The organism is Mariprofundus sp. EBB-1 (genome assembly GCF_003665155.1).
In the GTDB taxonomy this organism is placed as follows: Bacteria; Pseudomonadota; Zetaproteobacteria; order Mariprofundales; family Mariprofundaceae; genus Mariprofundus.
The window spans coordinates 180,990-200,406 of record NZ_RCFQ01000001.1 but is presented as its reverse complement, the minus strand read 5'-3'; the positions used below and the strand labels follow the sequence as shown (position 1 = coordinate 200,406).

Here is a 19,417-nt window from a genome sequence, read left to right as displayed (position 1 = left end):
TAACCTTTTAGCTGCCGCAACTGTTTTAGCTTCAGCTAGTTTTTGTGCCTCTGCAGCTTTTTTGGAATCAGCTACTTTTTTTATAGCTGCGGCTTTTTTAGCATCAGCTACTTTTTTAGCATCTGCAACCTTTTTAGCGTCAGCTAAACTTTTAGCCTCTGCAGCCTTCTTGGCATCAGCTACTTTTTTAGCCTCAGCAGCCTTCTTGGCATCAGCCACTTTTTTAGCCTCTGCAGCCTTCTTGGCATCAGCTACTTTTTTAGCCTCTGCAGCTTTCTTGGCATCAGCCACTTTTTTAGCCTCTGCAGCCTTCTTGGCATCCGCTAACTTTTTAGCCTCTGCAGCTTTCTTGGCATCAGCTAATTTTTTAGCTTCTACGGCCTTCTTGCCTTCAGCAGCTTTTATAGCGTCTGCCAATCGTTTAGCCGCTGCAGCCTTCTTTGCTTCAGCAATTTTTTGCGCCTCGGCAGCTTTTTTGGCTTCAGCAATTTTTTGCATCTCATTAATTTTATGCGCATCAACCGATTGATTATCAACTAAGTTTGCTGATTTTGATGCATCCACACCAGTCACCGCACCTGCTTCAAATATTGAAAAACCTAGTGATATAAGTAGTAACGAGGTAAAAATAACCCCTTTATTATTATAACCTTTCATTTTCACACGTTCTCCTTCACTTTCGGTTTTATAAACAGAAATACCTTTGCAAGAGTTCTTAGTATCTGATTGTAAATATGTTTTATTCCCAATGGCAGACACACCATAGAAAAATAGTGCGCCCCTTCATACAACCCATGGTGAACATTGCGAGCTTTTAATGTTTCCCGCCAACGTTCACTATTTCCATATGCAAATGCGACAATCATACGCTCTTCTTCAACCGACTGAGGTTCGAAATTCAAGCCGATATTCACTATGCCAGGGTTACCCTTGACTGGAAAATAAGCGCATACATGAGCATTAAGCTCTAATTCTTTGTCCAACACCTGACAAAACACTTTAATTGTAACCTTATCACCTTTACTAAGTTTGTTTGTGCCAGAGGCCAGCATCCCGATCCCTTTCGAACTAAGATCAACCATTTTAGCTACTACGTCACCAGCATTGGTGTGTAAAACAACATCCCCTTTAGCTGAAAACCGGGTTGTGGAACGCACTTGCTTGGTTTCATGCAATACACCTACCGAACCTACTAAAAGGATCGAGGAAAGAACCGCCCAAACCGTCACTGTTATGTCCATGGCAAGCGTTGGCCCATGCAGAATAAAGATGCGATACATCCCTACAGCAACGGTGACCGCCATAATACCTACAGCCAAATGAAACACCTTGGCAACAGGACTAATAAAATCTTCCATGATATTTTCATCTTTTGGCGTCACCATAAATGTGCCGCGTTGCGGATGCAGTACCACTTGAAAGATGGTGCGAATAGCAAAGAATGATTGCAGCACCTCATACATATCAGACACCAGAAACCATCGGGATCGCCCAAAAAATACATTGAAATATATAGCAAATGCAACCAGATGAGGAAGGCCGTATATCAAGATCTCTTCTACTGGTGCATCGTAGAGTCGGATGCCAAATATGAGATATAAAACAGGCGAAAACAAAAAGATCAGGCGCATAAACGCGAAGAACCAATAATAAGTCATGTTGAAATAACAAATGCGCTGCCAAAAACTCAGGCCTTTAATCAACAAGGGGTTTTTCATCATAAACACCTGCAACATACCATGAGCCCAACGCAACCTCTGCGTCAGAAAACCTGTGAATGTTTCAGGCTGTAAACCTGCAAGCATCGGGCGGTGCAAATAGACACTGTTAAAACCTTTAGCATGCATTTCTACAGATGTCTCAATATCTTCAGTTACTGTCTCGGTACAAATGCCACCGATTGTCTCCAGACAGGAGCGGCGCAAAACTCCTCCGGAACCACAAAAGAAAGCCGCGTTCCAGTTGTCCATCCCTCGCATCGCCGATGTATAAAATAATTCACACTCACTCGGCATGTCTGCTTTTGATCTAGTGTTTTTCTCAATCGGGTCATCATTAATCAAGAAATGTGGTGTTTGCACCAGCCATAGCTTTTCATCTTTCATAAAGTGAGAAACAGTATTCTGAAGAAAATCTACAGTTGGCACATGATCGCAATCAAAGATAACCACCAAGTCACCACTGGTATGCTTTAGTGCAGCATTAATATTACCGGCTTTAGCAGCAATATTTTTTTCACGTGTCAGATAATGAACGCCGAGTTCATCGCATAGTGCCTTAAATGTCTCATGTCGATCTTGAGCAGACCTGGCTTTGACAGGATCCGAATGATTTCGAAATTGCACCGTGCCGCCATCATCCAGCATATAGATATTCAGTTTATCCGATGGATATTGAAGGTTTGTACACGCTAGCAAGGTCAACCTTGAAATCTCAGCAGACTCGTTATACGTCGGTACAAACACATCCACAGTCGGCAGGTCAGCCTCATTTAATGACACAGGCTCCACATCACGCTTGCGAGGGGCTATATACACAAAAGAACCAACGAAAAAGATTATTGTCGCCTGGATTTCAGCAACGTAGAGAATCAACCCACCAATCATCGAATAAAAATCTGCATCCAAAGGGATGGAGTGAAAGGTGCGCCACCACATATAACGCAATGCAATCATGCCAGTTAACAAGACAATCAACAGACGTCCAAAATAAAGCGGGTTAAATGAAGTCAGGGCTGTCCGGTTAATATTAAAACGTATGACTATCATGATTAGCACAGCACTCACAGTCCAGAATAACTGAACTTCAGGCAATACGTCCAAACTTGCCAAATAAAGCATTAAACCAGCTAATACAAGCCACACTGCACCCAATGTAGCCAGATGAAATTTCTCTATCACAAATCCCCCAACACAATAACACCGTACTATTTAATAAATAGCTAGACGAGAAAAGAGCCCCAAATCTCCATCAATACTCACCTAACAATCAGTTCAAAGAATACTTATAGACTATAATTTCCGATATGCAACCGATTGTACTAATTTAAAGTGCACAAACCCTACCAACCCTAAGGGTTTAAAGCAATATAACCACTTAAAAAACATTATATTTACAGGACTTAACAACCCTATCCTTATAAATAAAATGAACACTGCGCGTCGATAGATATTACTTCCGCACAGTTTTTCTTCTAACCCAGGTTAATAACGAAACACAACCCTTATCAAGTTCACATCTGAAGAAATACGCAATCACTAAAAGCTTCTAACACAAATATCTACGATTTAGCGCATGCATCTATTGTTCCCTATTTAGCCTTACATAACATAGAATTCCAACATCCACCATGAAGTGTCCGGTCATCCACAGCAAGAGTTATGTTGCTGAATCGGTAGACATGCAACATCGCCATAAGAGCAATAGACACAACAATCCCCGGATTTAGGCTTAAGAAGCGTGTGGCATGATTCACATTCATAAAACCACTGGCAGACATAAGTTGGCATCATCTCTGTTTTACTGTGTCCACATGCAGGACAGGTAATCTTGGATGCTACAATGATCTGATCACTCACTGATTATAACCAGCGGCGAACACTGTTTTTGTAATTGAGATAGATCTCACCGAATTGCTGCTCCAGATGTTCTTCTTCAGCTTCAATCTGAAATCTGTTCATGTAGAGAATAAAAGCGATCACACACAACAGCCCTAGAAGCGTACTCAGATAGATCGACAACGATGTCAGGATAAGTGCCAACCCCAGATACATCGGATTGCGCGTGAATTGATAGATACCACTAGAAACGATGGCTGAAGTTTTATGTGGATAACGCGGATCAATCGTAGTTTTCGCAGACTTGAAACTGACTATCGCCCAGACATCAATGGTTCCTGCAATGCCCAATAAAACCATCGCAATGAGCTTTCTGCTTTCTGCATCCATGAACTGGATTGAGAGATGTTCACTCAGTGCCCAGATCATCACGCCAAACACAATTCCCACAATGGGTGGTGGAATTTTCAGCCTTAGCTTTTCCATAATTACTCCAGAAGTCTCATCGAATCAGCTTGATGGTAAGAGAAGATCAATCACAATCAAGTGAAGAAAGCTTTAAATGGCCACAGGTTTACCATATAAACAGGTAATGAAAGGAGAAACATTATGCCTGAACATATTCATCTCACTTGTGATCAGTGTCATGCGGTCAATAGACTCGCAAGAGAAAAACTTGAATCGACTGCAAATTGCGGAGCCTGTAAACACCCCCTGCTGAATGGAAACGTAAAAAATATGGATCAGCAGCAACTGGATAGATTTCTCGCCAACAATGACCTGCCAGTGATCATAGATTTTTGGGCTCCATGGTGCGGGCCATGCAAAATGATGGCGCCAGCGTTTGAAAAATCTGCTGCAGAATTAAAGAAACGTGTTCGATTCGCCAAAGTAAACACAGAAGAGCAACAGGCTATAGCAGCGCGTTTTGCCATTCGCAGCATTCCAACCCTGATCCTGTTCAAGCATGGACGGGAAGTAAGTCGTCAATCTGGCGCAATGGATGCCACATCCCTTAAACGCTGGCTGGCATCCGCGTAAACAGCACTCTTAAATTTCAATTTCACCATGTAGAAACTTTACTGCGCTTCCGGCTATCGCTACGCGATCACCCTTAAGTTCACAGGTGACTTCCCCACCACGGCTGGAGACCTGTTTGGCATGCAGTTTTGATCTACCTAACCGGCCAGACCAATAGGGTGCCAACTGAGTGAACGCTGAGCCGGTTACTGGATCTTCATCGATGCCAACCTTAGGCGCAAAGAATCGACTGACAAAATCATATTGTGAAGACATTGCCGTGATCACCACCCCTCTCCCATCCAGCTCTCGCAGCAGATCAAGTTTGGGCGCTGCGGTTAACACATCTTCTTCCAGCTCAAAAACTACAATATAATCTTCCGCTTTCAGACAAATAACAGGTTCCACGCCGAAGGCTTGCAGGATCGCTTCCGGAACTTCACAAGGAACAGGGGGTTGAGCAGGGAAATCCAATACAAGTAACCCCTCTTCCCGGCTAACATTGAGAAAACCCGAACGTGAATCAAAAGCAATGTCATCACCATCAAAACCAAGACATTCAAACAGCACAAACGCTGCCGCCAGGGTGGCATGACCACACAGATCAACCTCAACCGTCGGGGTAAACCAGCGGATATGGAAACCAGATTCCGTTGCAACAAAAAAGGCAGTTTCAGAGAGATTATTCTCTTCTGCGATCAGCTGCATCACCCCATCGGGCAACCAAAATGGTAGAGAACAGACTGCGGCTGGATTGCCTTCAAAGGCCTGTTTCGCGAACGCATCAATTTGATAAACTGACAATTTCATACTCTCTCCTCAAACCAACACCCGACAAAACAGCATTCACACAACCATATCAATCAATGCTTCACTATCACTACTTCAAGCCAGTTCCAAGCCATGCATCGGATGAAAGTGTTGTTGGTGTATCGGGCAATCGTTCATGCAGATAATGCATGACCAGCCACTCTTTCTCCGCCCATTCGGCTTTAGGCATGCTTTTTTTCATCATCAAAATTGGCGCACTACCTTTCACCATCGCATGCCAAAACTTTTTCACCGACTCGACTGGAAACTGTTTTGTTACGCGCTGTACCTGCACATCTTTAAACCCGGCATCTTTGAGTTCCTGTTCAAATAGCTCTGGGTTCTCCAACGACTCCATCGCCATCTTCGGTTCCTGCAGTTCCGGCTTGATAATCTTAAGCGCACCGAACATCAGCTGCATGGCCGGTGACTGATCTACCGCGGCCCAACTGGAGACTGCAACCTTGCCGCCAGGTTTCAATGTACGATAAATCTCTGAGAACCCCTTGTCTCTATCCGGAAAGAACATCAGTCCAAACATTGAAAAAGCAGCATCAAACGCATCACCATCATAGGGCAAAGCTTGTCCATCACCATGGTGCGTATGCACATGATCAAGACCGCGATCATGAATTTCATGATCCATCAAAGAGAGCATCTGTTCTGAAAAATCGATGGCATGCACCGATGCCACCCTGTCTGCCACCAACAGCGACAGCGTGCCCGGCCCACAAGCAACATCGAGCACCTTGTCATCAGCCTTCAGATCACAGACTTCTATCGCCTCTGCTGAATACTGAGCCAGCATCGCCATAGTTGTTTCAACATATCCTCCAGCCACCAGGTCCCATGGCTCAGGCACGGCTAACAGATCAGGCTTTTTACGCATCTATCTTTCCTCTCTTCTTCTCTCTTACAACAGAGACTATCTCTGCTTTGTTGGCACGCAACTGACTATGCCCTTTTCTTCAAGCCCAATGTAAACACACCGGCAATCACACATAGTGCACCGAGCATCTGCATTAACGACACCGCTTCATTTAACACCATCGCCGCAATCACAATGGTAACCACAGGTCCCAATGCCCCTACAATGGCAGTATGGCTTGCACCGATACGATGAATGGCCGATGCCAATAAAAAGGCCGGAATCACTGTCGAAAAAACAGCCATAGCAAAGCCATACAGATAGACCTCAACGGGTTGCCTGAGATCAGACACTTCTCTCAATAGACCAAATTGAATCATGACAGCCAGACATGAAATAATCATGGCATAGGCGGTAAAGCGTTTGGCCCCTACTTTGGGAATCACTTCACCACTACCAACCAGAAACATGGAATAGCTTAACGTTGCGCCAAACACCAACAAAGAGCCATAGAAGGTAAACTCACCGGATATCTGCAAATCATGATACATGGCCAGCGCAATTCCAAAATAACTCAACAGCAATGCAATCACGGTCTCTTTGGCAAATCGTTTACCAAAGAACAATGCGGATATCATCACCACAATGGTGGGATAGACAAACAGAATCAATCGCTCAAGCCCAGCAGTGATATATTGCAGGCCGATAAAGTCCAACAACGATGAGAGATAATACCCGATCAATCCCAACAGAAAGATCAACATCATATCTTTGATAGCAATCGGAGCAGCGGCTTTTCGCTCCTCGATAATGGCAAAGGCAATAAAAAATGGCAGTGCAAACGACATGCGAACCATCAGCAGTGTTATCGCATCCACACCATGTTGATATGCAAGTTTCACAAAGATCGCCTTGATCGAAAACCCAAGTGCCGCACCAATGGCCAACAACAGACCAAACATCTGCGTTGAACTGCTGAATCTGGCATGACCAATCGAATCTACTATTGAATGAATACTTTTTTTCATTTGTTACTCCTTAGTACGGGGAGCAAACGGGGAACGATCCTGAGTTATTCGTAGTAGAGCATCACAAACAAAGCGCGAGAACATTCCGCGATTGCATTGTGATAGTTACGAGATTTGGCTTAAAGCTTTCCTTAAATCTCAGACACGTAAAGCGCGGTGGATGGCAAAAGGAGCCATAGCCAGGTGCAGAGATTCACGTGTAAGGTTTTCATAAGGAGGCGAACTATGCGGTGAAATGATCGGCTGTCCAGCCGCCTTGATTGATCGCTGTGTCTAAGCAGCGCAGTTATGCCGGTAGTGAGAAATCCCAGCCAAGCTGAATCGCACGATCTATATCTTCAGGGTGATCGACATCAAAGCTGACCGGCATCAGTGATTCAGACAGGCCCTGTTGATGAATATTGTGCAATGTCTGCTCCAACACCTGACCGGAAGACCACACCACCCCTTCAAATAGAGGCCATGGCTTAGCAATAGCCAGCAGATCGTATCCACCGTCTTCTACCGGCCCCAGAACAATATCATTAGTATGCAAGCCCTCTGCAGCCTCCAGCAGACGTTCATCATCCATATGCGGCGAATCTGTGCCGAGTAACACCACGCCACTGACACCTTCAACAAAAGCATCCAGTATCTGCTTTTGCATACGTTGCCCCAGATCACCTTCACCCTGTGATCGAAGAGGCAGATCAAAGTTTCTGAAAAACGGGTGTCTACAATCATCCGCCGCGATCACCACATCATCAAACAAGCGCTTTGCCCGCTCAATCACAGTAGTCGCCATGGCCATATGCAGCTCAGCAGCCTGTTCTGCCGAATACGACGACATCAAGCGTGTCTTCACCGCCCCTGCCACAGGCGCTTTGCACATGATAATGATGCGAACAATCATCGTGTTTCCTCTATCGTGTTAACGGGCATGGCGATAGAGCATCGCCAGCTTTTCAGGTGAGACACCCCACCAGTAGAGCAGTCGTATTTCCCACATTAACCATACAGTTTTCATGATGCCGTGTTTTTCCCAACGGCGGGAACTGGTGATCACCCGCTCTTTTAAACAGGCAATGCGGCCGACTTGTTTCAAACGCTTAGAGAATTCCACATCTTCCAACAGAGGCACAGGAGCAAATCCGTGCATCGATTCAAACACCGAACGCGATACAAACTGCACCTGATCACCGGTACTGACCTGCGTTAATCGGGATCGCTTGTTGATCATGGTCTCGATGATGCGAAAAGCCGGATGACGGCCAGACAGAGACAGATCAAAACGACCACCGACCACATCAGATTGAGAAAAGGCCTCTTTTATCGACTCGATATTACTTTCACTTACCACTGTATCTATATGAATAAAAACAAGAATATCAGACTGTGTAATATATGCGCCCAGATTCATCTGAATGGCGCGCCCCGGTTTTGATGCTACACATCTCACTCCAGACTGTTGTAAAAATGCCGCTGTCTGGTCTGTTGATTCACCATCCACAAAGATCAACTCATCCGCTTCCAGATCGATAAAACGCTGCAGATTATCACGCAGCTGCTGCTCTTCATTGTAAACAGGTACAATGATTGCGACTGATCTCTCAGTCATCAATACTCAATGCGACCCAGCCGGAACCTTCTTCTCGAAAGTTGGTGACCTGCCCGCTCCAGACCCGTCCAGCCAGGGCAATCAACTTCTCACCATGCATATAGAGACGAACATCAAATTTCAATTCATGGCCTTCTACTTCTACCCTACTGGCTGGAACCAGTTGTTGAACAATCGTTTCAGAAAGATCGAGTGCAGCAAAACGCTTTCGACTCATCGCTTTGCCCAACACAACACCTTTACCACCATGACGGGCTGAGGGTTTAAACACCCACGTTTTGCGCTCCGCCCACGCCTGATCAAGATCCATCTCCGACAGCTGATGGGTTGCAGGTGTAACCGCTCGAATCTGCTCTACCAGCGATGAATCCACGCAAGCTTCCAGCAGGCCTTCTCTCCACCAATCCACCATGCGCGACTTATCGCCTATCAAGGCATAGGAACGCGGATGTGGGTTTAATACCACCTGCCCCTCTCTGTAGGCCGACCAAATATGAGCCAGCACATGATCATCCAGATAGAAGTCGGTATGACGGTTATAGATGGCATCAATTTTTTCACCATCAATAAACAAGCCACTCTGCTGCAGCTCTAAATCTTCCGGCGAACAGACCCAGACTTTACGCCCATCTCCACGCAACAATTCTGCATAAGCACACATTTCCGGATACATATATTGCTGCGTCACATCCTCATCCATGATAGCAATATTATTCCACTGTTCAGGGAACATAGATAATAATCGCTGAGGCAAAGCATTATCAAAAATATCGTCCGCTTGCGGTAACCAGCGCTGATCTCCGATGTAGAGTCCACCGGCATTATTATTGATCTCAATCAATTTCGGGCCATCGGTAGTGAGATGAAAATCAAAGCCCATTAAAACACTCGGCCACTGCGTCGACACATGTGCAGCATCGGGTAGTGTGGCATGCATGGCAGCCAGATATGCTTCGTTATCTTTAAGAGAAAACACGCAACGGGAAAAGTTCAGCATGGTTTCAAAGTCCTGCCTGAGAATAGAAACAGGGGTTTCACTGGCTAATGTTAACTTCATATCCAAACCTTATTGATTGATCATCGTATTGTTATTGTGCCGCACTGACAATGCCGCCTCCGAGCAGTTCATCACCGGCATAAAAAGCTGCCACCTGCCCCGGCGCGGTCGGTTTCTGTCGCTCATCAAAGAGAAGGTGCAGACCGTCATCCGCGATTTTGATATTACAGGCAGCAGGTTTCATCTGATAACGCACTTTTGCCGTCACTTGCTCGTCTGCATTCGGCAGACGAATCCAGCCCAGTTCAACCACATCCACTTCTGAAATCAATGCATCTTCAGGATGGGCTACCATCACACGTGCAGTTACACCATCAAGCGCCACCACATGCCACGGCCCATTGGGTAAGCCCAAACCTTTACGCTGACCCAGTGTGTAATGCGCAATGCCCTGATGTTTGCCCAGATAGTTACCATCGAGATCAACAATATCTCCTGCTCTAAAACCAGCAGTTGCGCCTTCACGCTTGAGAAACTCAATCCGGTCACCGGCCGGAATAAAACAGATATCCTGACTTTCATGTTTTTCAGCCGTCGATAGTTTATAAAAACGGGCCAACGCTCGTGTATCATCTTTTTCCAGGTTACCGACCGGAAACAGAATGCGTTCGGCCTGTTTACGACTGGTTGTGGCCAAAAAATAACTCTGATCTTTTTTGTTATCGCTACCCTTATACATATGGATGCCATCGGCATCATCACGACGTTGTACATAATGACCTGTGGCCACGTATTGCGCCTCTAACTGGTCAGCAGCATCAAGTAGCGCCCCGAACTTCACAAAACGGTTGCAACGCTCACACGGATTTGGTGTGCGCCCTGTTTCATAATCATTTACAAAAGGATCAATCACATCACGACGGAACTCTTCACGCATATCCATGGCATAAAACGGAATGCCTATATGATCAGCCACGCGGCGCGCGTCATAGGAATCTTCAAGCGAGCAGCATGAACCATGGCCAACCACATCTTCGCGCGCATAATCCCACACATTAAGAAACACACCGACCACATCCAGGCCCGCCTCTTTCAGCAATACCGCCATCACCGATGAGTCCACCCCACCGCTCATAGCAGCGATCACCCGAACGCCTTTCAGTGGCGCCAGATCAGCAATAATTTGTTTTGATAGTTCAGCAGCATGATTAGACATGGGCGAACTTTAACATCCGGACAAACTTTGTCGTCCATTGCGGTTTTATTGTTTTCGAGTAGCCGACAACAGCACATGGAAATGCAAGTCAATTACACTCGGGAAATCATACCTTTCAGCAGAGCCTTATGTTTGAATAATGCTCCACCAGAAAAGACTGCATACTCCTACTCGAAATAACTATCTGCTGCTTGTTGCGTGATATCCATGGCATACTGGACACGAGCCAGCGCTTTTTCAGCATCATCATCAGGAGCAATCAACACTGGTTCACCATAAACAAAGACGCCACGGGTAAAAGGCTTCGGAATACAGAACTGATCCCACGACGAAGAGATTTTCCACTGCCTTTTTGTTGCCCACATGACCGGCCGTATGGGAAGCCCTGTCCTTCTAGCCAGCTGCACGGTACCCATCTGAACTTTTTCACGCGGTCCTTTAGGCCCATCTGGCGTAATACCAAAATCACAATGCTCTTTTCTGGAAAGCCGTATCATCTGCAACAAGACTCTGGCGCCATTGTTCGTGGATGATCCCCGCACCGTTCTGAACCCTTGTAGATGTAGCGTATCGGCGATAAAACTGCCATCACGGTGTTCTGAGATGATCGTGTAACCATGGCAGCCCTTTAAACCGCTACCCATCATCAAAATGCGAGCATGCCAGAACGCAAAGATGTGGCGCTCCGAGTCTGTCGAATCATATCGCCAATTCACATATTCCCAACGAATCGTCATCGAAAGAAAAGCAATAACCCCTTGAATCAGGTGAGGCGTCACCCGCGCTATCAATCGTTGATTCATTAGTTTCTATTGACCTCCAAATATTGTCATTCTGGGACAGTACGTTTTCGTAAAATTGAATATGAAGATCTTAAACTGAAAAGGTAAATGCACACTCAAGTGAGAAGCCAAAGTGAACATTCACGATGGTATATACATTCTATGCACTGTACATACCTTTGAGCACCGCCTGAAAATAAAGAAACGACTTCAAGGGGCGTACCATCACTTCAATGGACTGTTTAGTCTGATGCAGGCGATCCAGATTTTGATTGCGCAACGACATCACCAAGTTGGATATAGGTCTCAATGCCTGCCTTGGTGTTCTTTAAGATATCTTCGGAGGGAGCCCACGTTCCTTTTTCGCCACATAATACAACGGTGCTTCCACCAAAGAGAAAATAGCCTTTTTCATCGCCCTTGTTAAACGGTTTGGATTCATCAAAGGATTGCACGATTTTACCCACACAGGTGGCTCCAACTTCTATATAGGCCAGCTTACCAAAATGTTCAGTGTCCAGGATTGAGACACGCCGTTCATTTTTGATAAAAATATCCTGCCTGTATTTTAAGGCCAGTGGATTAACGGAATGTAGATTGCCCGGAACAGTGAAGGCCTTAAGGGTTTTGCCATGATCGGGATAGTGATAACGATGATAATCAACAGGGCATAACCTTGCGATCATCAGCGGGCCACCGATAAACTCTTTGGCTAATTCACCATCACCGATCAGATCAACAGCGCGCAACATCGAGCCCTTAACGGGGATATTGAGATCGTCGGTCATGCTTGCATTGCCAAAGTATCGCGCCTCAGCAAAAGCCCCCATTTCATGATCGTTGGGGGTAAACGTTCGTTGCCCTTCCTGAAACTCCCGAATAAAGAACTCATTAAATGATTGATAAGATGTTTCAATAGGATTCTCTTTGAAAGAGCCTTTTTGATACTGATCAATTTGAATATTGAAGTTCTTGAGAAAAGGGGCGACCTTTTGCGCAGACTTTAAGCTATCTTGTGATTTTCCATACAGTTGACTAAACATTTTACTTGCAATGACCGGCCCTAAGAGGCGCCCTATCGGGTTACCATATGCAAATTTAACCATCTCATCACCATACACTTTCTCAATATCCATTTTGTTTTCGTGTCTGTTAAATACTTGAATTTCAAAGCCTTGACGCATTGCAGGGGGATCCTTTGTCCTTTTTTATACTTAGATGATGGTACCATGTGAACCGAAGTGAGCAAAGAGTGATTCCTGGGTGAAGTCTGCGTTCAAAAGTTATTTTCAGACAAACCGTAACTCTCCAATCGTTCACTCCAATAATAGAGGAGGAGCAAACCAAAACTTACTGTAGGCTTGTTAACATCGCTTCCACTGTTTCTTTGGCCATATTTAAACGATCCGGATTTTGGCTGCTTAAGCAGATTTTCCCACACGGATCCGGGCCACAACGACCGGGGTAAGAACCGACTTCCACATCATCAAATTCGGCCTGAATTGTAGCCAGTTCTTTAGCAAAAACACTTTCCGGCAGGGTTACTTCGATCTCCACACGCTGAAATGGAGTATCACCGAAATCATCCAGAATCGATGTCAGTTGAGACGCGAAGATGTATGGCACACCTGCTAGAATATAGACATTATCAATACGAGCACCCGGTGCAATGGTTTTATCGCAACGAATAAGTGAGGCACCGTTAGGCACACGAGTCATGCGTTTGCGCCCTTCATTCATGCCCTCATTGCCAAAATACTCGGTCATGGCCTGCACAATAAAACGGTGTTCAATCAACGCCACACCAAATGCTGCAGCCACTGAATCCATAGTTATATCATCATGGGTCGGGCCAATACCACCGGATGTAATCACAGCATCATATTGATTTCTTAATCGATTCAGCGTGGAGATAATGGCTTCATCCACATCAGGGACAATAGCGATCTCTGCCAGCTTACAACCCCGTTCAAACAGCTCTTGCGCCGCCAGGTAAGCATTGGCTTCCCGCGTGCGCCCGGAGAGCACTTCATTACCGATGACCAGCATCGCTGCAGTTTGATGTTTCATACTCGCAGATTCATCGCTGAGACAGGATCAGTCAAGCGCTACGTTTCTTTAATACCGAGAACATATTAATATAGATCCTCTATTGCAGCTTGCATCGGCTCCAACCGGTTGTAATCAACGGCAATGGAATGAACCCTATCACCTTTTTGCAGTACAAGTGATGGAAACCCGCAAGCACCAAGTGCCTGCCCTGCCCTGATATCCTGCAACAACAGAGCCTGTGTCTGCCCTGCATTCAAATCCAGATGAAACTGCCCCACATTGAGTGCAAGCTGCTGAGCCAAATCCATCAACACGCCATCATCAGAAGGGTTACGCGCTTCCAAATAATAAGCCTTTTGAATGGCATGAATCATCGCATCTTCTCTGTTTGGGTCTTGAAATTTTGTCGCAATTACCGCGCGGCAGGCCGGATAGGTGGATCGCCGGGGTGTGCACTGATGCCAGAAATCGAAATCAAACATTGTACCTGGCACACGCTTTTGAATTGTCTGCCAATGTCGTTGAATATTCTCTTGCAGAGACACAGGCATAACTACATCTGAATCAGGAGCAAGACCTCCCAACAAATATTTCACATCTACCGACTCAGGTAACTGTTGTTGCAACGCTGTCCATACTGGTCTGAATGCCCAGCACCAGCTGCACATCGGATCGTGAATATAATAGAGGCTTATAGCGTCATCAGACATCTTAAGCCAAGCATACCGGGTTCACTCTGTAAAAACAGCGTTCAATATTGGCAAGACTTTGCCGATAGATAGTTGTATGAAACAAGATGAACACCTATCGATCCATACTGCAGAGACAGAGACTGCGCTATTTCAGCAGCTTGTGCTTGATGCAGAAATGCAGGCGCACGTTTCATTGTCTGAAAATCTGGAAAGCTATCTCGTCTTTTTACTACAGCGTTTTCACAAGAATGCTGATGGACTGTATGAACCGATGGCACTTAAACACCTGTATGCCGAAGCCGAGTCCGGCAGATGTCGTCAGGATGGACTTAGAGATACCGGTGACAGCTGTCTTATGCTTGCGGGTCTGTTTCCAGAACAAGCCAAACGACGCATGGTAAACATCAATTATTACGTGCGTCTTGGGCGTAGCAGTTATCATTCACTGGCATGTAGCTTAAAGCAATCTCATGCCGAACTGTATCAGCATATATGCCAAGGTTTTGGCGCCATGCTGGATGTTTTGCACACTATTCACGGATTCACGCACAATAATAATACCTTAAGCCCTATCGATGCCTTCGACCTATGGCAACACACAGGCAGCAAACGTGCTTTACAGCAGCTTAGTCGGGGACCCATCGCTATCCCTGTACGTAGTCATCAACGTCTCCTGTATTAAACTACTTCCCATCTTAATTATCCCGCTGCATGATAGAGCATGGGAATTTGAGAGGAGAGTTTAGTTGGAAATCATTCAATGTCCGCATTGTCAAAAGCAGTATGCTGTAAGCGATGCACTGAGAGCCGCCGCCGGCAAAAAAATCCGCTGCAAACATTGCAAAACACCTTTCGAAATTATCATTCAATCACGTCCTAAGCCTAAAAGCCCTGAATCTGAAGTGGCACATTCTGAGCCAAACTCAGCAGCACCTGCGTCCACAGAGCCAAAACAAACAACATCACCCCAATCGGAAGACAGTGATCTATTCGAATTTACACAATATAGTAGCCAGTCAGAATCTGATTCCATTGAACAGCCTTTAGCACAAATGAATAATACAGACGCAGGACTCTCTGATAGAATGAAGCCGGAGACGCCTGAACAAACAAATTCCAGCGAAGAAAATGCGGACACAGAAAAAGAACACGCGAAAAAAACCATCAAGCCTAAAGCGGCCAAGAAAACATTAAATATCCAATTACTTATCACCATTGCACTAGCTACGGTTTTACTCATTGCATCTGCCGCAGCAGCATACCTGTTTCTCGCTCAACCTGAGATATTCAGCCAGCCTCCTAAAAAAGCTGAAAAGAGCATCGTTACCGAAGAACTGTTCAAACCGATCGAAATTAAAATTGCCGATCCAAAACCACAATCTGTCACTAAAGAAAAACCGGTTCGCATTTCAGCGACCACACTCCCGAAACCGGCCTCAAAAGCTTCAACCAGTCAGAATGTAACAGCAAAACCGATACAGAAAGCCGCCAAAACATTTAATCCATCCCAAGTATGCAAAGATGTTTCTGCAGAGTACTGGGTGCGCAGCCATACCCTTGCTACTGCCAGCTTGGATACATCTACTTACATGAAGTTGCTTGATCAAAATCTTGCACAAGCCGATGAAATTCGACGCGCCTGCAAAGACAAAGCACTGGTCGGCATTATCTCTAAAGCAGCACGAACAGATGAGAAACCGACATGGATAAAATATGAAATCAGCTCCCTCTTGGATAAAAAAACATCAGCAAAGGAATAGCACCCATATTGAAATTACTGCCGGTGCAGGCATGGAAGAGCAAATAAAAAGGCCTGCAAAAGCAGGCCTTTAAAATTATACTCTACATTTATGTGGAAACGTCTGATTTAAAACGGAATATCATCATCCACAGGCACGTCACCAAAGTCCGGACCACTGGCAAACGGATCATTATTTTTCTTCGCTGCAGAACCGCCGCCGCCCTGGTTAGGGAAACCGCCGCCTTGATTGCCGCCCTGACTTGGAAAGCCGCCCCCCTGATTGCCACGCTGTGCAGAACCACCGCCCTGATTAGAGCCTCCACCAAGCATTTTCATTTCATTGCCACGAATTTCCGTTGTATATTGGTCTTGGCCTTCTTTATTCTGCCACTTGCGGGTTTCAATTTTCCCCTCAATGTAGCACTTTGAACCTTTTGAAAGGTACTGGTTAGCGATTTCACCCAAACGGCCCCATAGCACAATACGGTGCCACTCGGTTCGTTCCTGCTGGTTACCATCACGGCCTTTAAATTTTTCAGTAGTAGCCAGGCGCAGATTGCATACACAGGTTCCATCTTGCAGGAAACGTGTTTCAGGATCAGCGCCCAGATTTCCAATCAACATCACTTTATTCAGCATATATCCCTCTCTAAAATCAAGATGGCTACACTAAGCAGAGCCTTGCGTATTTACAATTGTAAAAAGAGAAGTGAGCGTCGCACCAGCCCGCTAAATTGGGCTGCTTGCAGGGCTGAGACTACGGTGTGATACTTCCGAACGATTTAAAAAGGATGGGAAAGATTTAATCTGGCAAAACTAAACATCTCCCCTCTCGACTAAACAACACAAACAGATCAATAACAAACAAACACCGCATGGTGATCGCTTGATTCGAATGCAGGAGGAACATCGTTGTGAAACACCCTCTGATACCAGAGACAACAACACATGCATTCGATCGTCCGCGTAAACGCATGGTGAATGATCAGTTAATTGCCAAAGGCATTCATGATGAGCGTGTGCTGGCCACGATGTTATCCGTGCCACGCCATATATTTGTTGATGCAGCGCTTGCTGCGCGTGCCTATCATGATTGTGCTCTTCCCATCGGTTGCGGACAGACCATCTCTCAACCCTACATGGTTGCGCGCATGACTCAGCTGCTGGAACTACAAGGCCATGAACGCGTACTGGAGATTGGTACTGGTTGTGGTTATCAGACGGCAGTCCTGTCGCGTATGTGCCGCAGGGTGTACAGCATTGAACGCATTCAGGCCCTGCATGAACGGGCTCGCCAGAACTTACGCAGCGCACGGCATGCCAATGTCATGCTAAAATGTGCCGATGGTTTGGTCGGCTGGGAAGAATATGCACCCTTTGACGCAATTATTGTGACTGCCGGTGGTTTTGGTTCGGATATATGGTTGCAGCAACTTAAACCGGGTGGCTTTCTATTATTCCCTGAAGGGGATGCAGGACAACATCGCCTGGTACGCAGGCAAAAACAGGCGCGCGGATTTACCGAGCAGTATTTTGATGCCTGTACATTTGTGCCGCTATTAGAAGGAGTTCATCATCACTGAAGCAGGTGTTCAACCCAAATCTCTATCATGGTTACGCCGTGCTTATCACTGGACACTATCATGGGCTGAGCACCCGTTTGCAGGACGTGCACTATTTGCCATTGCTGTAATCGAAGCATCCATTTTCCCTATTCCACCGGATATTTTATTGATCGCACTTGCGCTTGGGCGGCCGCTTTCTGCATTTAAATTCGCAGGACTGGCAACCGCTGGTTCTGTTGTTGGTGCCATGATTGGTTATGCCATTGGTATGTTTCTATTCACCGCCCTTGCACAACCCATTATCGAATTTTATCACGCCATGGATAAGTTTGATCACGTACAGGAATGGTTCGTAGAGTATGGTGTCGCCATCGTTCTGCTGGCCGGCTTTTCCCCTATTCCTTTTAAAGTCGTAACCATTGCGGCGGGGGCTTTTGGCTTGCCATTCCCGGCATTTATTATCACTTCCCTGGTATCCCGTGGCGCACGCTTTTATTTGGAAGCGGCACTTTTACGTTGGGGTGGCGATCGCCTGCGTGCATTTGTAGAAAAATATTTTGAATGGTTAACGATTGCTGTTGCAGTAGCTGTTGTCGGTGGATTTGCTTTATTGTGGTTGTAATAGCCCGCCTGTGTAGCCTTATCATATTGCTGGCGCTTGGCGCTTGTGTGACTACCCCTGTGCCAGGCTATAAACATACTTATAAACAAACGCCAAAACACACGTATCAGAAAAGCAGCCGTCAAAAAAAAGCTGTCATCCGATATGTGCGCCCCCATGACACCCTCTACAGTATTGGTAATATGTTTGATGTCGATTACAAACTCATCGCCAAACGCAATCATATCCCCTACCCCTACAACGTTTATGTCGGGCAACGCCTATACATTAATCGCACCGCCCCCAAAACAGATGACCCGACAGCTGTTAAAATCAGAAGACTTGCTTTCACTAAAAAAAGCACCTCCAAAAAACACGCCCGAAAGCAGGTGAAGAAAAAAGTAACCACCCATAAAAAAGTCGCCCACCATAAAAAGAAAGCCCATAGCTATAGCGGTAAGCTGCGCTGGCCGATCAAGCCTGTTGTCACCAGTAAATTTGGACGGCGCGGCAGCCGTATGCATGATGGTATTGATATTGGTGCCAAAGAAGGAACACCGATACATGCAGCCGCTGGTGGTGAAGTGGTCTATTCTGATTCTCGCCTGAGTGGCTATGGTAAACTGATCATTATTCGACATGGCAAAAACTTATTCACGGCTTACGGGCATAACCAACGCAATCTGGTGAAGAAAGGAGCTAAAGTTAAGGCTGGTGATGTCATTGCCAGGGTTGGGCACACGGGACGCGCCACCGGTCCCCACTTGCATTTTGAAGTGCGCCAGGGGAGCACTCCTGTAAATCCAATTGCCTATTTACCTCGCAGATAAGATAGTAGAAGCTTATGGCCTACATGATTATTTCATCTCACATTATCGAACACCGCCTCCT

21 protein-coding genes and 1 pseudogene are annotated in these 19,417 nt (G+C 45.9%); 6 read left to right on the top strand and 16 right to left on the bottom strand.

What is annotated here, in order from left to right; translation table 11 throughout:
• The 4 genes and pseudogenes from D8Y20_RS13560 to D8Y20_RS00950 form a co-directional block, all read right to left on the bottom strand.
• Nucleotides 1-657 (bottom strand): annotated as a pseudogene (locus D8Y20_RS13560) (hypothetical protein); the annotation flags it as partial.
• A gap of 2 nt (nucleotides 658-659) precedes the next feature.
• Nucleotides 660-2,900, bottom strand: a complete 2,241-nt coding sequence (bcsA, locus tag D8Y20_RS00960; protein WP_121541147.1) for a UDP-forming cellulose synthase catalytic subunit — start codon at nucleotides 2,898-2,900, stop codon at nucleotides 660-662.
• 462 nt (nucleotides 2,901-3,362) lie between these two features.
• Nucleotides 3,363-3,578 (bottom strand): GDCCVxC domain-containing (seleno)protein, encoded by a 216-nt coding sequence (locus D8Y20_RS13955; RefSeq protein WP_305016972.1) that lies wholly within the window; start codon nucleotides 3,576-3,578, stop codon nucleotides 3,363-3,365.
• Between the two features lie 3 nt (nucleotides 3,579-3,581).
• A complete protein-coding gene (locus D8Y20_RS00950; RefSeq protein ID WP_236075171.1) occupies nucleotides 3,582-4,043 on the bottom strand; it encodes an isoprenylcysteine carboxylmethyltransferase family protein in 462 nt (153 codons plus the stop codon).
• A gap of 123 nt (nucleotides 4,044-4,166) precedes the next feature.
• On the opposite strand from D8Y20_RS00950, the gene trxC reads away from it, so the two are divergent.
• Nucleotides 4,167-4,598 (top strand): thioredoxin TrxC, encoded by a 432-nt coding sequence (gene trxC / locus D8Y20_RS00945; RefSeq protein WP_121541145.1) that lies wholly within the window; start codon nucleotides 4,167-4,169, stop codon nucleotides 4,596-4,598.
• A gap of 9 nt (nucleotides 4,599-4,607) precedes the next feature.
• Here trxC and D8Y20_RS00940 read toward each other — a convergent pair whose 3' ends face one another.
• From D8Y20_RS00940 to D8Y20_RS00890, 11 genes are all read right to left on the bottom strand, one after another.
• Entirely contained in the window at nucleotides 4,608-5,387 is a 780-nt protein-coding gene (locus tag D8Y20_RS00940) for a PhzF family phenazine biosynthesis protein (RefSeq protein WP_121541144.1), read from the bottom strand.
• A gap of 70 nt (nucleotides 5,388-5,457) precedes the next feature.
• Entirely contained in the window at nucleotides 5,458-6,276 is an 819-nt protein-coding gene (locus tag D8Y20_RS00935) for a class I SAM-dependent methyltransferase (protein WP_121541143.1), read from the bottom strand.
• 65 nt (nucleotides 6,277-6,341) lie between these two features.
• Complete coding sequence (locus tag D8Y20_RS00930) at nucleotides 6,342-7,283, bottom strand: DMT family transporter (protein WP_201265483.1); 942 nt, start codon at nucleotides 7,281-7,283, stop codon at nucleotides 6,342-6,344.
• 286 nt (nucleotides 7,284-7,569) lie between these two features.
• Nucleotides 7,570-8,175: a TIGR04282 family arsenosugar biosynthesis glycosyltransferase gene (locus D8Y20_RS00925; RefSeq protein ID WP_121541142.1), complete on the bottom strand. Its 606-nt coding sequence runs from the start codon at nucleotides 8,173-8,175 to the stop codon at nucleotides 7,570-7,572.
• Nucleotides 8,176-8,193: 18 nt separating this feature from the next.
• Nucleotides 8,194-8,880 (bottom strand): TIGR04283 family arsenosugar biosynthesis glycosyltransferase, encoded by a 687-nt coding sequence (locus tag D8Y20_RS00920; RefSeq protein ID WP_121541141.1) that lies wholly within the window; start codon nucleotides 8,878-8,880, stop codon nucleotides 8,194-8,196.
• On the bottom strand, nucleotides 8,873-9,937 hold the full coding sequence (locus D8Y20_RS00915; RefSeq protein WP_121541140.1) for a hypothetical protein: 1,065 nt from the start codon (nucleotides 9,935-9,937) through the stop codon (nucleotides 8,873-8,875). The genes D8Y20_RS00920 and D8Y20_RS00915 overlap by 8 nt, the downstream gene beginning before the upstream one ends.
• Nucleotides 9,938-9,968: 31 nt before the next feature.
• On the bottom strand, nucleotides 9,969-11,093 hold the full coding sequence (gene mnmA / locus D8Y20_RS00910; protein ID WP_121541139.1) for a tRNA 2-thiouridine(34) synthase MnmA: 1,125 nt from the start codon (nucleotides 11,091-11,093) through the stop codon (nucleotides 9,969-9,971).
• A 167-nt stretch (nucleotides 11,094-11,260) separates the two neighbouring features.
• Nucleotides 11,261-11,896, bottom strand: a complete 636-nt coding sequence (locus D8Y20_RS00905; protein WP_121541138.1) for a lysophospholipid acyltransferase family protein — start codon at nucleotides 11,894-11,896, stop codon at nucleotides 11,261-11,263.
• Between the two features lie 221 nt (nucleotides 11,897-12,117).
• On the bottom strand, nucleotides 12,118-13,059 hold the full coding sequence (locus tag D8Y20_RS00900; RefSeq protein ID WP_121541137.1) for a phosphatidylserine decarboxylase: 942 nt from the start codon (nucleotides 13,057-13,059) through the stop codon (nucleotides 12,118-12,120).
• Nucleotides 13,060-13,225: 166 nt separating this feature from the next.
• Nucleotides 13,226-13,945, bottom strand: coding sequence for a molybdopterin-binding protein (locus D8Y20_RS00895; protein WP_121541136.1), 720 nt, complete (start codon nucleotides 13,943-13,945; stop codon nucleotides 13,226-13,228).
• Nucleotides 13,946-14,010: 65 nt separating this feature from the next.
• Complete coding sequence (locus D8Y20_RS00890; RefSeq protein WP_121541135.1) at nucleotides 14,011-14,637, bottom strand: DsbA family protein; 627 nt, start codon at nucleotides 14,635-14,637, stop codon at nucleotides 14,011-14,013.
• A 76-nt stretch (nucleotides 14,638-14,713) separates the two neighbouring features.
• Between D8Y20_RS00890 and D8Y20_RS00885 the strand changes: the two genes are divergently transcribed.
• Nucleotides 14,714-15,301 carry a hypothetical protein gene (locus D8Y20_RS00885; RefSeq protein ID WP_121541134.1) on the top strand — a complete coding sequence of 196 codons (588 nt, stop codon included), beginning with the start codon at nucleotides 14,714-14,716 and terminating at the stop codon, nucleotides 15,299-15,301.
• Nucleotides 15,302-15,365: 64 nt separating this feature from the next.
• Complete coding sequence (locus D8Y20_RS00880) at nucleotides 15,366-16,379, top strand: zinc-ribbon domain-containing protein (RefSeq protein WP_121541133.1); 1,014 nt, start codon at nucleotides 15,366-15,368, stop codon at nucleotides 16,377-16,379.
• A gap of 107 nt (nucleotides 16,380-16,486) precedes the next feature.
• On the opposite strand, the gene D8Y20_RS00875 is transcribed toward D8Y20_RS00880, so the two are convergent.
• Nucleotides 16,487-16,999 carry a single-stranded DNA-binding protein gene (locus D8Y20_RS00875; protein WP_121541132.1) on the bottom strand — a complete coding sequence of 171 codons (513 nt, stop codon included), beginning with the start codon at nucleotides 16,997-16,999 and terminating at the stop codon, nucleotides 16,487-16,489.
• A 275-nt stretch (nucleotides 17,000-17,274) separates the two neighbouring features.
• Here D8Y20_RS00875 and D8Y20_RS00870 point away from each other — a divergent pair, with 275 nt between their 5' ends.
• The 3 genes from D8Y20_RS00870 to D8Y20_RS00860 are packed head-to-tail and all read left to right on the top strand — an operon-like array spanning nucleotide 17,275 to nucleotide 19,356.
• Nucleotides 17,275-17,943 carry a protein-L-isoaspartate(D-aspartate) O-methyltransferase gene (locus D8Y20_RS00870; protein WP_236075170.1) on the top strand — a complete coding sequence of 223 codons (669 nt, stop codon included), beginning with the start codon at nucleotides 17,275-17,277 and terminating at the stop codon, nucleotides 17,941-17,943.
• Nucleotides 17,933-18,547 carry a YqaA family protein gene (locus D8Y20_RS00865; protein WP_370050373.1) on the top strand — a complete coding sequence of 205 codons (615 nt, stop codon included), beginning with the start codon at nucleotides 17,933-17,935 and terminating at the stop codon, nucleotides 18,545-18,547. Before D8Y20_RS00870 ends, D8Y20_RS00865 begins: the two co-directional genes overlap by 11 nt.
• A 26-nt stretch (nucleotides 18,548-18,573) precedes the next feature.
• Nucleotides 18,574-19,356: a M23 family metallopeptidase gene (locus D8Y20_RS00860; protein WP_236075168.1), complete on the top strand. Its 783-nt coding sequence runs from the start codon at nucleotides 18,574-18,576 to the stop codon at nucleotides 19,354-19,356.
• Nucleotides 19,357-19,417: the final 61 nt, after the last annotated feature.

Bases quoted from the DNA above. Each gene is read 5' to 3' on its own strand.
- D8Y20_RS00890 (WP_121541135.1), bottom strand. From the start codon at position 14,637: ATGTCTGATGACGCTATAAGCCTCTATTATATTCACGATCCGATGTGC.
- D8Y20_RS00950 (WP_236075171.1), bottom strand. From the start codon at position 4,043: ATGGAAAAGCTAAGGCTGAAAATTCCACCACCCATTGTGGGAATTGTG.
- trxC (WP_121541145.1), top strand. From the start codon at position 4,167: ATGCCTGAACATATTCATCTCACTTGTGATCAGTGTCATGCGGTCAAT.
- D8Y20_RS00885 (WP_121541134.1), top strand. From the start codon at position 14,714: ATGAAACAAGATGAACACCTATCGATCCATACTGCAGAGACAGAGACT.
- D8Y20_RS00920 (WP_121541141.1), bottom strand. From the start codon at position 8,880: ATGACTGAGAGATCAGTCGCAATCATTGTACCTGTTTACAATGAAGAG.
- D8Y20_RS00900 (WP_121541137.1), bottom strand. From the start codon at position 13,059: ATGCGTCAAGGCTTTGAAATTCAAGTATTTAACAGACACGAAAACAAA.
- D8Y20_RS00905 (WP_121541138.1), bottom strand. From the start codon at position 11,896: ATGAATCAACGATTGATAGCGCGGGTGACGCCTCACCTGATTCAAGGG.
- D8Y20_RS00875 (WP_121541132.1), bottom strand. From the start codon at position 16,999: ATGCTGAATAAAGTGATGTTGATTGGAAATCTGGGCGCTGATCCTGAA.
- D8Y20_RS00935 (WP_121541143.1), bottom strand. From the start codon at position 6,276: ATGCGTAAAAAGCCTGATCTGTTAGCCGTGCCTGAGCCATGGGACCTG.
- D8Y20_RS00930 (WP_201265483.1), bottom strand. From the start codon at position 7,283: ATGAAAAAAAGTATTCATTCAATAGTAGATTCGATTGGTCATGCCAGA.
- D8Y20_RS00915 (WP_121541140.1), bottom strand. From the start codon at position 9,937: ATGAAGTTAACATTAGCCAGTGAAACCCCTGTTTCTATTCTCAGGCAG.
- D8Y20_RS00895 (WP_121541136.1), bottom strand. From the start codon at position 13,945: ATGAAACATCAAACTGCAGCGATGCTGGTCATCGGTAATGAAGTGCTC.
- D8Y20_RS00925 (WP_121541142.1), bottom strand. From the start codon at position 8,175: ATGATTGTTCGCATCATTATCATGTGCAAAGCGCCTGTGGCAGGGGCG.
- D8Y20_RS00940 (WP_121541144.1), bottom strand. From the start codon at position 5,387: ATGAAATTGTCAGTTTATCAAATTGATGCGTTCGCGAAACAGGCCTTT.
- mnmA (WP_121541139.1), bottom strand. From the start codon at position 11,093: ATGTCTAATCATGCTGCTGAACTATCAAAACAAATTATTGCTGATCTG.